Below are 14,989 nucleotides of genomic sequence, written 5' to 3'. Positions count from 1 at the left end.
TGAGACTATTGTGTGTGTATTTTGAGCATAGGTCTCAGTTTTCTTTTTGGCTAGTTTTTCTCATCGAACTCACGTTTAACTGGAGAGTTAAGCAGCTTTTTAGGCTCTCGGGCGATTCAACCAAAGCACTCAAATACTGTGCGTCACAATATCTTCGTCAATGGGAGCGGACGCAGAACTTCTGAACCTGCCACGATCGCAGTTGCCGCAGCTCAACATACCTTAACCGAATTGTTATTGTATCTGGCGAAGCAGGTTAAACATCATTTTCCCAACTCTAACCCTTATGGAATGACATTAACTCAAGGAGATCTCGCCGACTTAGAGAAGATGAAGGATGCCTTTCTCGACCTCAATGTCGTGCAGATTATGGGAACAACTCCAACCGGAGAGACGCATCAGAATGCGATTCGACGAACACTGATTGCCAGCAGTCGCAAATGGGCGCAGCACGTTCTAGAAACGCCTCTAGCTTGGGGAATTCATACTTTGTATATTGTAATTACAGTTGGATGGGCAATTCCTTTCAGTCAGACAATTCCTCTAGCCAAGACAATATTAGGTTTGGTTATGTGGGCAACTAGCATACCCCAAGATACGTTCTTTTTAGAAATAGTCATTCCGAAAGTCGAGTTGGTAGATATTGCAATTTATATATTTGGTCCGTGGTTCTGGACGCTAGCATTGCGGTACTTTCAAGGAAGACAACTCCTTGCCAGAACTGGCAAAAGAACGCTCATTATTGGTGACGTGCCTTGGGTCAGTAAATTATTAAAATCTTATGTAAGTAAATTATTTTCTCTCAGCTATGGAATTGCTTCTTTAGAAGTACATGGGGCAAATCCATCAGACGATTTATTACACGATTTTGGACACCGAGTTGTGAGAGGTACGTTGCTATTTTTGGGCTTGCCTGACGGTAGACGGGGACAAAAGCAAAAGCAGCAAGAAAGCGCTGTAATTATGACCGGTAAACAAGTAGATGGAGTGAGAAATATTAATGTCGGACCAGAAGTTGTGGTTATGGGTGCTAACCCTGAGATTGCGCGTAAAGGCTTTAGTAATGCGATCGTTTTAGCAGGTAACAATGAAGATTTTGACTTCAAAAACCAAAATACAGAAGATCGAAAGACACTAATTGAGGATTTGAGGGAATCTCGATTTGGGGCTTTTGAGCGGTTGCTAGCGAGTTACGTATTTTTCTGGGCTTTAGCCAAAAAAGTCGCTTCATTTCCTTTCCTGAGATATCAGTACTGGAAGTCTCAAAGCCGCACTAAAATTATGACAACTGCTGCACCAGTAGCAGGTATGAGCGTATTAACAGTTGTGTCGCAAAAACTGCATAAAGAACAAACGATTACTCCAAATTAAACTCCATTAAGCAACTAATCCAAAAATTTGAGACATGAACTCTATCTGTGCTCGCACATCACCTTTTTCAACGCCTTGCACTGGTATTGTCAACTTAACTAGGCACGTTCAAAATTCAGCACAATAATTCCTAAATATTAGGTGCGCTCAATTTATGCAGCCGATTTCAGCCCAACAACGTCTTGCTAATCTTGAAATCGTTGGCGCAAGAGTTGACGATGGTGTTGAGCGGTCAGTTGATGTTGTTTTGAGTGAAAGTGGTCTCAAATCGGTTCAAAAGTGGAGAGAAAGCGTTGGGCTTGCCCTGGAGATTTGAATCGCCGCATCCGGTGCTCTCAAATTCGTGTCGGAGTCGTGAGAATTCTCGCAAAGATTGTTTAGTCCCTTGTGTTGTTGATGTTCCACATTCTTCAAAACTTGCTTCTTCGCCGCTTCGTAGTTCTTCAGCTTGTCAGTCACGACTACCCGTGGCACGAAGCCTTGTTTTTTCAGAAGCTTGCGCTCATAATCGCTTTGCTGCCTTCGTGTCACGATGTCCTTGTAGTAAAATATCCAGCACGTTCCTTTCGGTATCTGCCGCTCGCCACAGATAATATTGCTGCCCCTTGAGCGTGACCACCACTTCATCTAAATGCCATTTGTCTGCAACGTAAGCGCGTTTGCGCCGAAGTTGATTGGCATACTGCTGCCTGAATTTTTGGCACTATTCTCGAATCGATTCGTATGTCACTTCAGTGCCGCGAGCGAGCATCATTTTCAAGGGTATTTTGGTAGCTCAAGGGAAGGGTGTAGTAGAGCCAGACACAGTAGCTGATAATTTCGGCGGGGAATCGATGGCGAGAATACATGAGGCAGAAATCGTGAACCTAGTGGAACCAGTACGATTATTCTACTTTTGGGTTAAGTTGACAATGCCCCTAGAAGAGTGTAGAACCTTAAATTTTACTTATTGACAAGATGTTTTTGCATTGATACATTTATACTCAAGGCTCAACACATATAAACTCCACGAGCGATCGCAGTGGATAAGATACTGCCCATGCAGTGGCGATCGAGACGTTCAAAGCGCAGGAATCGCTTTTAGCAGAAACCGAATTACGAAACTAGCAAGTATTAGAATAACGTAATCGAGCCAGACTGTAAAAATATCAAGCGCGTTACCATACAAATAATCGGATTCGAGTCGTTCAATACCGCGAGACGAAGCTTGAGCAGTATTGAAGCGATGAACACGATCGGCGATCGCACAAGTGAAGTTTATCAAAGCAATCTTTGGAGCGATCGCTTAAGGTAACGCGAACGATACAGAGCATTTGTCAATCAAAAGTATTTGCGACACAACCAGAAACATTAATAATAGCTTCCAACTTTCTAAACTAAGGAGAAAACATGACGAGTCAAACCAATCTGCCAGGGGAAGTACGGGATGTTACCCCACAATTTACAGAATCAGAGAAAGAAACGTTCCAATGGACTCTTCAGTGGTATCCAGTCGCCGTTGTAGATTTCTTAGACCCGTCCCGCCCTCATGCAATACAGCTATTGGGTAAGGAGCTTGTCTTATGGCGAGATGGCAGTCGTCAATGGCGTTGCTTTGAAGATTTTTGTCCCCATCGATTAGCTCCTCTTTCTGAAGGACGTGTTGAGTCTGACGGTACGCTTTTGTGTGCCTATCACGGCTGGCGGTTTAACTCGGAGGGGAACTGTGTTAGCATCCCACAGTCTAAAGATAAGCAAGCTGAAGCTCTGCACTGCTCAAATCGTAGATCGTGTGCTGTTGCCTATCCAACACAGGAGCGCCAGGGACTATTGTGGGTGTGGGCAGAGGCAGGCGACTCTGCCCACATAGAAAGCCAATTGAGACAACCACAAATCATTCCAGAGTTAGAGAGCAACTCGGACAGGGTAGTGCAATTATTCTGGAATATCCGCGACCTGCCTTACGGATGGGACTTTTTCATGGAAAATGTGGCAGACCCAGCTCACGTACCTGTTTCTCATCATGGGATTATGGGAAGTCGATACCAGGACGACCAGTATTACGACATGATTCGAGTCCGAGAGATGTCTACTCAATCAGGATTTTCCTTTGAAGTCGTACCAGCTGGATCGAAGCTTTCTCAAAAGATTCATGACTTTCAACCGCCAAGTCTGATGAGAGTTGTTTCAACCTATAAAGATGGTGGTCAACTGATCCTGGCTTTATATGCTAGCCCAACCCGTCCTGGTTGGTGTCGGCATATTGGCACTCAGGTGTTAGTGAAAAACGAAGCGGGTAAAAAACCAGAAGGGGTGGGGTTTTTTGCCCTACCGATGCCTAACTGGTTAGGTCACGTGCTAGCCTCTTTGTTCCTGCATCAAGACACAGTATTCTTGCATCGTCAAGAGAAGATTCTTGCTAGACAGGGAAGGGATAAATGGCTGGATGCAGTTTATACTCCCAATCCTCAAGACAAGATGACAATTGCATTTCGCCAGTGGTTGGAGAAGAGGGCTGGGGGTGGTATCCCTTGGGCTGGTGAATCTAGCTCAGACCTCCCACCAATAGAGCAGCAAGACAAGCAGAAGTTGTTTGATGTATGGACGACCCATACTCAACAGTGTAGAGTTTGCCAGGATGCGCTAAAGAATATTAATCGCCTAGCTATGGTAGCTCGTGTGGCAGCGATTGCTTGCTTGTGTCTCGGTGTCATTATGGACTCTCGAACTGTGGCAATGAAGGCGGTAGTGACCGGAAGTACATCTCTTTTGACCGCTCCCCCTACTCAATTCTGGTGGGCGATTGGCGGCGCAGTCTTATTTGCCATGCTAGGATACCTGCTCAAGAAGCTCAAACGGCTTTTCTATGTTTATGAGTTTGAACACGCCCAGAATGACTGAGTAAATGTGGCATGACAACATAACTAGAGGTTTCAGAAGCAATTAGCAAAAACAATTAGCAAAAACGATGGAAACAAGAACTTAACAATAATTAAGAGAAACTATGGACGAGGAGAGAAAACCAACAGAATTACATCCAAAGATCGAAGCAATTCTGGATGAATTGGGAACAAGCGACAGTGAGTGCGAGAATCATTGCCGTGAATTGTTTTTTAATGGTGAATACGACAATGTTAAGCAATTCCGGCTTAAGGATTTGCAAAGCTCTTACTATCGCTGCCTGTCTTTCCTTGCCAGTGCAGTAAGTGTCAGCAAATCTCCGAATCAATCAAATTTGCCGACAATTTTGGCAGAAGCTTGTGAAGCTTGCGCGGATTACAAGCGTGAAGAAACACTTCGGAAGCTTTCAGCAGTGTTCAATTCATTACACTGAAGAGTTATAGTTTTTCTCGCGGATTCCAGGCTGGAAAATAACTAATGGATAATTTTCCATTCAACACTTCTGTAGTGATGAAAACTTGAGTTATGAAAACTTGGTTTGATACAGCCCGTCTGGGAATGTTCGTACACTGGGGACATAGTTCGGTAAGAGGTTGTGAATTGTCATGGTCGCTGGTTGGTGGAGTGTCCAGTTTGCCATATTGTGGCAATGTCCCAGTAGATGAATATCACAGCACGGCAAACAGCTTCAACCCACAAGACTACAACCCCTTAGAGTGGGCGCGGTTAGCAAAACGCATGGGAGTACAATATGCAATTTTGACAGCAAAGCACCACGATGGCTTTGCTATGTTCCACACGCAGCAATCGGACTTTTCGATTCAGCACTCGCACTACAAAAAGGATATCGTGCGAGAATTCATTGAAGCGATGCGCTCTGAGGGGATTCGCATTGGCTTATACTTCTCGTTAATTGACTGGCATCACCCAGATTATCCAGCCTTTACGGAAGCTGATAAGCCCTATACGTTCGGTCAATGGCGACAACCAACGGACTCACAGTGGCAGCGGTTTATTCACTTTATGTTCGATCAGGTGCGAGAACTGCTGACGAACTACGGTAAAATCGATCTTCTTTGGTTTGATGGAGCTTGGGAACGCACGCCGGAGCAATGGCAAGCAACTGTATTACACGACACGATCCGCTCGTTACAACCAGAAATTTTGATAAACGATCGCTTGCCTCCATTGGGCGACTTTAGCACTCCAGAGCAACTTATTCCACCCCAACCGCTACAGGGAGTCTGGGAAACCTGCATGACGATTAATGATAGTTGGGGCTATAACTGTGGCGATACCAACTTCAAATCAGCACGTCAGTTAATTCATACATTATGTGAAGTCGCAGGCAAAGGCGGTAATTTACTGTTAAATATTAGCCCAATGGGTAACGGTCAAATTCAGCCAGAATTACTCGAACGATTGGTAGTGGTAGAAAACTGGATGGCTAGAAATAGTGAAAGTATCATTGGCACAATGCCAGCTCTAGAACCGTGGCAGTTTTATGGTCCATCTACACGCAAGCGCGATCGCATTTATCTGCATTTACTGATGAAGCCATACGAAACTGTGTCTGTGCGCGGCGTGCCGATTAAACGAGTTAAATCGGTTTCGGTTTTGGCTGATGGTACTAGGCTGCAATACACGACTCGTTGCGCGATCGTGGATACACTATTCTCTCATCCCGACCCTTTGGGTGAATTGACGATCCAAGTACCAGAATCAGCGATCGACTCTTACGCCACTGTCATTGCTGTTGATTTTATTCCACAACTCAACACAGACTTATCTGCAAGCAATCGCACCTAATTCCAGATCGAGTCATCCATAACTAGAGTTTAGACTAGTTTGCGGTGCGAAACGCAAAAGTTTCACAGTGATTGAAATAGGGCAAAATATACTCAATCACAAGGCTTTTGCGCTAGGTGTTACGAAAAAATATTATGTTGACCGGGAGTTCAACATTATCTTACAGATGAGTGGTGAATGGATGAGCAAATGACTTTGATTGACCATCTGCTTGTGATGACAAGCTGGTTGCAAATTATAAATCCGTACGTGACAGGGCTTTTCCGGTCATCTCGTCGGAAAAAACGTAGCTCTCGGCTTAATGCCTATAATGCCCTTGGTAATCGATAAGCTCAAGAGCTATGCAGCAGCAAAGAAACAAGTCCTAAAGGGCGTTGAGTATCGCTACTCACAAGGGATTGAACAATTGAGCGGAAAACTCTCATCAGTCCACACGAGTGCGAGAGCGACGAATGCGAAAATTCAAATCCCCAAGGCAAACGCAACGATTTTTGTCTGCATTTGGTTCGATTCGAGACCACTTCTACCTCAAACAACATCAACTTACCGCGATAGCGCTATCACCAACAATTCCGTCAACGATTTCAAGATTGGCGAGAAGTCACTCTTGCTAATTTCTGATGCATAATTTCAGCAATCATGGCTTCGCAGGAATAATCGTGCTGAATTTTTCGCCTGCTGTCTTAAGTTGACAATACCGCTGTGACTTAAGTTCCTTTTAGCCTCTTGATTTGTTACACTCCCATAGCGGATTGGAACGTTAGAAGAGGGCTATGTTGGGCGTTTGAAGTAGAATTTGAAATCAGACCAAAGCTCATTCAATGGTTTCTTGATACCTCGACATTGATAAATCGGCAAATTGCTCTTAATCCCAACACTCTCTTCATGTGTAACTGTAGCAACCTGTTCTACGGAATCGAATCTTTGTTTCAAAAAACTCAGGTTACCCCCAACACTAAGCACCAGTTCGCCGGAGTACTCTTTCGGTCCCCAAAAATAGTAACCTGTATGCCCACTGATTGCTTTGGGAAGGTTGTAGTTCCGACCCCAAAAATCAATGGCTCCCGCATCCCCATACCTCCAAGCTAAGATGGCACACTCAGACTGTTCGCTGGGCGTCATGCGATCGTACACTGCTGCAACAGTTGCCACTGTTTCTTCCCAACCCAGCATCAATCTAAAATGCCAGGGAGCTTGTTCTGACTGATTCTTTATATCCTTCGCTAAGGTGGGAGGTCGGTAGACAAAATTGGAGTAACCGATCGCCATCTCGATTGGCAAAATCGGTAGCCCAATTGGTGCCAGGATAACACCTCCAGCGATTAAAAAACTTAAGAAGGCGGATTTCAGATATTTACCATGCTTGAAGAGTTGCTCGAACACAATTGCTCCCGCACCCAGAAACAGAGGATAAATCGGAAACAGGTAGTAGTATCGCGCCTCAAAAAATAGAAATAATCCCAGAATAACAATATATGTCCATCCGAATGCACGATATTTTCTACCATCTCTAGTAAACAGGTAGTAGTAAAGCCCCGCTAACCAAATAGGTAATGCTGTAGGATTAATCAAAATGATTTGTTGTAAAAATAGATCGAGAGTAGATTGAAGAAAAGGTTTTTTCTCGTATAAATTAGACTCTCGTTGGTGTTCTAGAAAAGCCCAACCATGCTGGCTTTGCCAAAGCACCGTTGGTAAGCAAATGACAATAGCAATCACACACCCTAGTAAAAGCCATCGATTAAACAGAAGCTTTCGAGCAGGGGTAATCGAGAAGCTAATCAGAAGACTGACAGCAAAGAAGGCAATGGAGAACTTGTTCATCAACCCAATCCCGATGACTAATCCAGCGAGTAGCCAAAGCTTGGGAGCTTCATACTTCAAAATCAAAATTGCTATGTAAGCGCAAATCATCCAGAGCAGTGGCTCAAACGCATTCATCGTCAGAACGGTTTGTAGAAACAGATACCCAGGCGCAAGAATCACCGCGATCGCCGCCAAGCACTGCGCAAATCTGCCTCCACCCAGCTCGCGCACTATAATTCCAGTTAAGAAAACCGTCAGTGCTCCAGCGATCGCTGGAAATAGGCGAATTGCAAACAGGGAATCGCCCAGCAACCAGCGGCTAATATTCGCAATGACAGCGACGAGTGGAGGAAATTCTGCAAAGCCCCAGTCTAAGTGTTCTCCTGCGGCAATGTAGTAAAGTTCATCTGAGAAATAACCATAGTGTCCATTGGTGAAAAAATGAAGCAGCAGTTTCACAACGGCTAAGGCACCCAGAAGGGCAAAGTCACTGCTGAGAAAACGTCTGGGCTGATTCATTTGAGCCGATAGTTTTTCAAACATGATGGAGCTTGTTCCGTTTTGTTGCAAAGATTCTCAGTGACGAGCGATTGGTATTGTCAAGTCAAATTTAAAGCCGAGATTGAGTGTTTGGCAGACAAAGGATATTAGGACCTACAAAAGCTTCATCCCAATAGTCGCACTCTTCAAAAAAAGCCTAGAGGTCGGGTGTTGAACTTCCAGCAAAAGAGCCAAAACACACAGTTAGCTCAATTGCAAGTAGTTGGCGCTGATTGCCAAACTATAGAACTAATTTTAGACTGGTTTCACATTGCCAAGAAATTCCAAAATCTCAAAACTGCTCTAGGTGAAGCCTGCTGCGAATCCATTGAAAATGCCAAGTGGACTCTCTGGCATAGAGAAGTAGAAGAGACTCTGCGGAAAATCGCCTTAATCTGCGACAACATCACTGATGAAAAGAAACGGTCTAAGCTTAAGGGATTGCATGATTATCTAAAGAACAATTTGGATTATCTGGTAAATTATGACGAGCGGCAGAAAGCCAATCTAGTATTCACCCGTCAATTGGCAGAATCCCATATCGATTCAATCATCAATGCCAGACACAAGCGGAAACAGAAAATGCAATGGACTGGAGAAGGGGCACATAATGTTTTGCAAATTCGAGCCAGCATGGTCAGTCAAGATTGGTCAGAAAAATAGCTAGAGTTTGTGTTGCCTGAGTCGGAAAAAGCAGCTTAACAATCACCTCTTTTCATATTAAATATTTACGCTTCCTCAGTTGAATTTCTTTAGCAGCTTTGAGTCCAGATTCTAATGCGCCTTGAAGCCAGCCTCTCGTCTTGGAAGTATGCTCTCCAGCAAAATAAATTTTTCCTTCTGACCTCCCTAGTTCTGAAAATAGTTTCTTCTCCTGTTCGTCTGTTGGGTAAGCCCAACCTCCCTTTGACCAGATATCTTTTGTCCATGAATAAAAGTGCGATCGCACAGAGTAATTACTGACTCCAGGCAAAATTTTCTCCCAATGCTGAAGTAATTTTGTCTGTTGAACTTTGCCCTCAAAAGCATCCATCTCAAAAGCTTTTTCTCCTTTGAGATAAGCATGAAGGATACCTGTCTTTTCAGGTTTATCCCAGGTAGTATGCCACAGTTCTTCATCCTCGAAAAATCCCCACCCATTTAAGTCATCTTTTTCCCAGAACCGAGCGGGGAATTTAACATAGCAACGGGTTGCTGCTCGATAGTTATATCCTCCTGCCGCCGCCTCTTTTTTGGCTGGAGATAGATCGGGTGAAAAAGTAATCCGATCTAAGACGGTTAACGGGACAGTACATAACACGCAATCGCCAAAATATCGTTGCCCCGATGAGCACGACACTTCAACACCATTAGATGTTTGTACAATCCGAGTAACAGCATTATCAAGTTTAATTTTTTCTGTCAATGCTTGGGTAAATGCTTGGGGAAGTAGATCGAATCCATCGGTCAGTTTTTGAATCTCTTGGGCGCGGATTTGCGGTTGATTTTGAAATAGTTCTTTCGCTGGGACTAATAGACGTTTTCCGTCCTTCATCGTGAGATATTTTCCAGTCGTCGGCGCAAACTGTGAGAGTCTTAAACCAAAATGTTTGATGTAACCAAGGGTTAAATGATGATTTGATGGGATTCTAGCCGCTCCAAGTTCTACTAAATCCTCTCCTTGAAAGGCTCCTCGCAGGGTTAATACTCTACCGCCGATTCGTTTCCTTGCTTCTAAAATGGTGACATCATGACCGACTGCTGTTAATTCATACGCTGCTACTAAACCGGAAATACCTGCACCGACAACGATTACCTTTTGATGCGGCAATCCTGGTGGCAAAGCGCCAAGGGATTTTGGTTCTTGGGCTTGTACTTGCTCGTAGGCTAGAGTTGCGGCAATGGTGAGAGTACTCCGCAATAAAAACTGACGACGACTCAGGTTGTACATACAGGAAGAACTAGCGATCGCTTAAGGACAGCAATTTAGGATATTCTCACTTGGGTGAGTTGTGCAGATAGTGCCAGCTATGAGTTAATCTCACCATTCTTGGTAAAGCTTTTTAGCACGAAACATAATTTCTTCATTCAGTAATCAAATCTTTGCTGGCTGACGAGGATACGAAGTTTCGACTGCGTGTGTATCCTACTCCACCACCGTTGTAACAGCATTCAACATCGATCGCTGCAATAGCGGCTTCAATATTGAACGATCAAACTTAGTACAGACTAGCATAAAAGTTTTTGTTCGCGTTTCTGTTTCTGGGTATAGCACGTGCACTTGGGTAGTGTGGTCGTGCCTCAGCAAAGTGTGGAATAAACAGCGATATCTTGCCAAGTCCAAGGTTCTGACGCTAGGTCTGCTCGTTGAGCCGCCGTAGTTCCTAAACGGGAATGTACCCAAATCCAGTTAAAGTAGCTGATGACCAAACGCAAGGTGATCTTCGTCGGCTCCCATGTGGTGTTCTACTTCATCTTAGGCATCGGTAGCGTTTGCTACCCTTACTGGTTTTCCCGTGTTTATAGGTCTTATCATGACTGCAAAGTGGACAAAGCATGGCTTCTTAGAACCGGAGTAATTTTCTGCCTCTGTATAATATCATTCCACGCTTTCCTGACGCACGATCGGCTCGTATAGTGGACACTTTTTTTGATATGCTGTTTCTACCCAACAAGCTTCTAGCAAGCTTTTGCTAAAATTTAGCGCTGCTAACCAAATCTCGCTGCCAGTAGTGAGCGCCCTCACACTTGAGATTTAGGAGGATAGATTGCGGTGAATAAACGGTGGAGAAACGCGGGGCTGTACGCCTTTCTAGCAATTGCAATTATTACAATTACTAATGTTATTCCTCAGAGGATAGCGTTCTTTGACAAACAACTTCAAAGTCGAGAGACATGGCGATACAGCGATTTTACTCGAGCAATTGAAAAAGGTATGGTTGTTAAGGTTGAGTTCAGTCCTGACTATACGAGTGCTTTATTCAAGACTGTAGACGGTAGCTCCGCGATCGTAAACTTGCCTAAAAAGACCGAGTTGATCGACATTTTGGTTGACCGTTCTGTTGATGTTTCTGTATTGCCACAAACCGATAAGTTTAAAATATTGAGAACTTTGTTTTTGGCAGTTCTGTTTTCAATATATTTATTCTTCTTGCTGCGACGCGCCCCAGTGGAAAAATGGCAGAGAAATGTTGAGTTGTTTGCGTTTGTGGCAATTTTTGTTGTTGTCATTGTTCTGGTAACAGTATCTTTTGACAAACAACCCCAGAGCCGAGAAATATGTTCATACACCTATTTGATTCATGCAGTTAAACGAGGTGAAGTCGCAGAAATTAAGATTAGCCACGATAACTCTAAAGCTCTAGTCGAATTCAAGAACAGCAGTTCTTACAGTTCTTACGACCCGCGCCCATTAGGTGTAGTAACCTGGTTGACTGACAAAAGTGGGGATAAGGGGAGGCATAGCCCTTGATTGAAGGGCATTCCACGTCGTAGTGTAACTGGTAACCACACACAGTTATCGCTCCTTACAATGGCAAACACCTCCCACATTTATCATGAACTGCTTAAACTGTTAGGTCAATCAAAAACTTGGGCAGACATTCGCCACCTACATACGTTGAGCTGGATGGTAATCGGACTAATTTACTCAGAATGTATTAGTTTGACAAAGTGGACAATTTACATTGATAGCCGCGCCCTTTTCGCCCAAAGCCATCAAAGACGGTTGAGCCGTTGGTTACACAATCCTCGCATTAACGTTCAAAGGTTATACAGTCCAATTATTCAAGCTGCATTGTCTGCGTGGGGTACGTCCGAAATAGTTTTAGTTGGGGACACGAGTATGTTGTGGAATCGTTATTGTTTAATTCGAGTCTCGGTGCGATACCGAGGACGTGCAGTTCCAGTTGGATGGCGTGTGATTGAGCATAAAAGTAGTAGTATTTCTTTCAATGTATATGAACAACTATTACGACGTATATCTCGATTATTACCAATTAATACCAAAGTCAGGTTTCTGGCAGATAGGGGTTTTGCCGACACAAAACTGATGAACTATTTGGAGCATAATTTGGGTTGGCATTATCGGATCCGCGTCAAAAATGATTTGTGGGTGCTACCACCTGGTAAAATCCCATATCAACTGAGAGATCTCCATCTAAATCTTGGAGATGCAATACTTCTTCAAGGTGTAAAAATAACCAAGACCATCCCTTATGGTCTGGTCAATTTAGCTTTGGCGCGAGACCCAGTTAGTCATGAACTTTGGTACATCATTAGTGATGAGCCTACCTCGTTACAAACTTTGCGCGAGTACGGTGAGCGGTTTGATATTGAAGAAGAATTTTTGGATGAAAAGTCCAATGGCTTTCAACTTGAAAAATCCTTGATTCGTTCCCCTATGGCACTATCTCGTTTATGCCTTGTCATGGCAATTACGTCCTTATTTTTAACTGTTCAAGGACAAGAAGTTGTCAAAACAGGTAAACGACGTTTAGTTGATTGTCATACTTTTAGAGGCAACAGCTATTTGCGCCTTGGTTGGGAGTGGGTTAAGGGTGTATTGTCTCGCGGATGGCGGTTCTTTTCTACTCTTTGTCTTTGTGGAGATGTCGATCCAGATCCGGCAATTGCCTCTCAAAAACAAACCCAAAAATTTCTCGAACGCGAGTTTCAAGTCAGGAATTTTTCTTTTGCCTCGTAGTTTTGTCAGTCAACCAGGTGTAGTAACTGTATACTTGCCTGAAGACCATAGTCTGCTAAGCCAAGTTTGGCGTCAGAGTAACGTTACTATAGATTTTTCACCCCAAACAATTGAGGATTTCTGGTTTAAAGCACTAGGCTTTTTATTTTCTTTATTGCCTTTAATGCGTATATTGTTGCTGGGACGCAGCGTCAGCGATCTTAAAAGCAGCATAAGCGATCTTACAGGCACCGTAAGCGATCTGAGTAGTCAGGTGAAGGACTTTGACAAATCCAAAGCTATGGTACAGGAACCACAAGCCCAAGTAACTTTTAAGGATGTAGCAGGTATGGATCGAGCAAAGCTGGAATTAAAAGAAGTTGTAGACTTCTTGAAGAATACCGACCGCTTTGCTGCAGATGGGACAAAAATTCCTCAAGGCATTCTGCTGGCTGGGTCGTCAGGAATGGATAAAACTCTACTAGCTCGTGCTGTAGCTGGTGAAGCAGGCGTTCCCTTCTTGTCTATCTCTGGTTCCGAGTGTGTGGAAACGTTTGTCGGTGTGGGTGCTTCCCGCATCCGCGACTTAGTTGAACAAGCTAAATCTAATGTCCCCTGCATCGTATTTATTGATGAAATTGATACTGTAGGTGGTCAGCGGGGCGCTGGCTTAGGTAGTGGTAACGATATGCGCGAGCAAATCCTTAACCAGCTGTTGACTGAAATGGAAGGTATTAAGGGCAAGGTTGGCATCATTATTATCGCCGCAACCAACCGCCCAGATCTACTAGATCCGGCATTGCTGCATTCAGGTCGATTCGATCGCCAAATAGTCGTATAGTCGCCCAGACTATACCGTTGTGTTGTCTCTATGATGAGTTGTAGACATCACCAAATAAATTGCTTTGTGTCATTGGCGAAAATTTGCTGTAGTGCAGTAGAATTGCTGACAAATAAAACAACATCGTAATTTCCAATTACAGGAGCGTTAAAAATGTCCCTGTAACGTTTTGCAGCGTCCATGTAGGCAATCGAGTCGCGTGCATACTGAATTTTTTGCAGCCAGGGAGGAGCTGACGAACCATCAAGAAGACGAGGTTTTAAAATCATAGGTTTTAACTGAGAGCGAAAATAAAGTAAGTGGATTGCTGGAGATTCGCTCGGACTTACTTTGTCGTACAGCGCGATCGCTAAGGCCGAGCTGATAAATTGTTGGCTCGCGATCTCTCCTCCCGATCGATCCTCTGGACAGATCTTCTCCCGTAGAAAATGGTAAGAATAGCAGTGGCGTAGGCAAATAAGCTGTAAACGGCAGCAGGAACAGCCATATCGGGATTGTTTAACAGTCCGGCGGTAATTGCGATCGCTAGCGTCGCATTTTGAATTCCCACCTCGATCGCAATACAAATTCGTTGAGCAAAATTCAAATTGAACAGCTTGCCAAACCAAAATCCGATCGCCATTGAGATTGTATTCAGTAGTACTACCGCAATTCCTACTTGGGCGATAAAAGAGGGTATGCGATTCCACTCGTGAACGATTAGTACCAAGATAATTAAAGCGAGGAAGGCAACGGCAAGCCGATTCGCGGTCTTCTCTAGTCGGCGGGCTAAGTTGAGAAACTTTTGCCGGATTGTCATGCCCACAATAATTGGTAATATGGCGATCGCGAAAATTTGTAGCATTGTTTGTCCAATTGGTAAGGCGATCGCCGCACTTTGTCCGACAAAATATTGCAATGAAAAATTTGCGAGTATAGGAATTGTGAATACGGTAATGGCGCTACTCAAAGCTGTTAAAGTCACAGAAAGGGCGACATCTCCTTTCGCCAAATAAGTAATCATGTTGGAAGAAGGTCCGCCAGGACACAGAGCCAGGATCGTTACTCCCACCGCAATTTCTGGTTGCATCGGTATGATT

At 44.0% G+C, this 14,989-nt stretch carries 12 protein-coding genes and 5 pseudogenes; 9 read left to right on the top strand and 8 right to left on the bottom strand.

All coding sequences use genetic code 11. The features are described from left to right. The first annotated feature begins 138 nt into the window (after positions 1-138). A complete protein-coding gene (locus tag DSM107010_RS28900; RefSeq protein ID WP_199755805.1) occupies positions 139-1,371 on the top strand; it encodes a hypothetical protein in 1,233 nt (410 codons plus the stop codon). 185 nt (positions 1,372-1,556) lie between these two features. On the opposite strand, the pseudogene DSM107010_RS43200 reads toward DSM107010_RS28900, so the two are convergent. Beyond that, positions 1,557-2,219, bottom strand: a pseudogene (locus DSM107010_RS43200) (IS6 family transposase). 541 nt (positions 2,220-2,760) lie between these two features. On the opposite strand from DSM107010_RS43200, the gene DSM107010_RS28885 reads away from it, so the two are divergent. The 4 genes and pseudogenes from DSM107010_RS28885 to DSM107010_RS43195 all read left to right on the top strand — a co-directional run. Beyond that, positions 2,761-4,251 (top strand): aromatic ring-hydroxylating dioxygenase subunit alpha, encoded by a 1,491-nt coding sequence (locus DSM107010_RS28885; RefSeq protein ID WP_106168351.1) that lies wholly within the window; start codon positions 2,761-2,763, stop codon positions 4,249-4,251. Between the two features lie 103 nt (positions 4,252-4,354). Continuing rightward, positions 4,355-4,684, top strand: a complete 330-nt coding sequence (locus DSM107010_RS28880) for a hypothetical protein (RefSeq protein WP_106168350.1) — start codon at positions 4,355-4,357, stop codon at positions 4,682-4,684. 92 nt (positions 4,685-4,776) lie between these two features. After that, positions 4,777-6,060, top strand: coding sequence for an alpha-L-fucosidase (locus DSM107010_RS28875; protein ID WP_106168349.1), 1,284 nt, complete (start codon positions 4,777-4,779; stop codon positions 6,058-6,060). A 316-nt stretch (positions 6,061-6,376) separates the two neighbouring features. Beyond that, positions 6,377-6,681: pseudogene (locus tag DSM107010_RS43195) on the top strand (DDE-type integrase/transposase/recombinase); the annotation flags it as partial. 150 nt (positions 6,682-6,831) lie between these two features. Here the strand turns inward: DSM107010_RS43195 and DSM107010_RS28865 are convergent. Continuing rightward, entirely contained in the window at positions 6,832-8,409 is a 1,578-nt protein-coding gene (locus DSM107010_RS28865) for a glycosyltransferase family 39 protein (RefSeq protein ID WP_106168348.1), read from the bottom strand. 231 nt (positions 8,410-8,640) lie between these two features. Here DSM107010_RS28865 and DSM107010_RS28860 point away from each other — a divergent pair. Next, a pseudogene (locus DSM107010_RS28860) lies at positions 8,641-9,069 on the top strand (ISKra4 family transposase); the annotation flags it as partial. A 52-nt stretch (positions 9,070-9,121) separates the two neighbouring features. Here DSM107010_RS28860 and DSM107010_RS28855 read toward each other — a convergent pair. The 4 genes and pseudogenes from DSM107010_RS28855 to DSM107010_RS38825 all read right to left on the bottom strand — a co-directional run bounded on the left by DSM107010_RS28855 (position 9,122) and on the right by DSM107010_RS38825 (position 11,131). Next, a complete protein-coding gene (locus DSM107010_RS28855) occupies positions 9,122-10,336 on the bottom strand; it encodes a flavin monoamine oxidase family protein (RefSeq protein WP_106168346.1) in 1,215 nt (404 codons plus the stop codon). 350 nt (positions 10,337-10,686) lie between these two features. Continuing rightward, positions 10,687-10,827: pseudogene (locus DSM107010_RS41600) on the bottom strand (IS1 family transposase); the annotation flags it as partial. 29 nt (positions 10,828-10,856) lie between these two features. Next, on the bottom strand, positions 10,857-10,943 hold the full coding sequence (locus tag DSM107010_RS43190; protein WP_106168345.1) for an IS1/IS1595 family N-terminal zinc-binding domain-containing protein: 87 nt from the start codon (positions 10,941-10,943) through the stop codon (positions 10,857-10,859). A 41-nt stretch (positions 10,944-10,984) separates the two neighbouring features. Continuing rightward, entirely contained in the window at positions 10,985-11,131 is a 147-nt protein-coding gene (locus DSM107010_RS38825; RefSeq protein ID WP_158631887.1) for a hypothetical protein, read from the bottom strand. Positions 11,132-11,158: 27 nt separating this feature from the next. Here DSM107010_RS38825 and DSM107010_RS28840 point away from each other — a divergent pair, with 27 nt between their 5' ends. The 3 genes and pseudogenes from DSM107010_RS28840 to DSM107010_RS41595 form a co-directional block, all read left to right on the top strand. Then, positions 11,159-11,857: a hypothetical protein gene (locus DSM107010_RS28840; protein WP_106168344.1), complete on the top strand. Its 699-nt coding sequence runs from the start codon at positions 11,159-11,161 to the stop codon at positions 11,855-11,857. Between the two features lie 60 nt (positions 11,858-11,917). Beyond that, entirely contained in the window at positions 11,918-13,090 is a 1,173-nt protein-coding gene (locus DSM107010_RS28835; protein WP_127024534.1) for a transposase, read from the top strand. 247 nt (positions 13,091-13,337) lie between these two features. Beyond that, positions 13,338-13,923, top strand: a pseudogene (locus DSM107010_RS41595) (AAA family ATPase); the annotation flags it as partial. Positions 13,924-13,957: 34 nt separating this feature from the next. On the opposite strand, the gene DSM107010_RS28825 reads toward DSM107010_RS41595, so the two are convergent. Beyond that, positions 13,958-14,179, bottom strand: a complete 222-nt coding sequence (locus DSM107010_RS28825) for a hypothetical protein (RefSeq protein WP_106167370.1) — start codon at positions 14,177-14,179, stop codon at positions 13,958-13,960. Positions 14,180-14,259: 80 nt separating this feature from the next. Continuing rightward, positions 14,260-14,989: bile acid:sodium symporter family protein (locus DSM107010_RS28820; protein WP_148125938.1), on the bottom strand; the 730-nt coding region annotated here is incomplete at its 5' end.

This window comes from Chroococcidiopsis cubana SAG 39.79 (assembly GCF_003991895.1).
In the GTDB taxonomy this organism is placed as follows: domain Bacteria; phylum Cyanobacteriota; class Cyanobacteriia; order Cyanobacteriales; family Chroococcidiopsidaceae; genus Chroococcidiopsis; species Chroococcidiopsis thermalis.
Note: the sequence above shows the minus strand (reverse complement) of the source record. Positions and strands in the feature narration are given on the sequence as shown.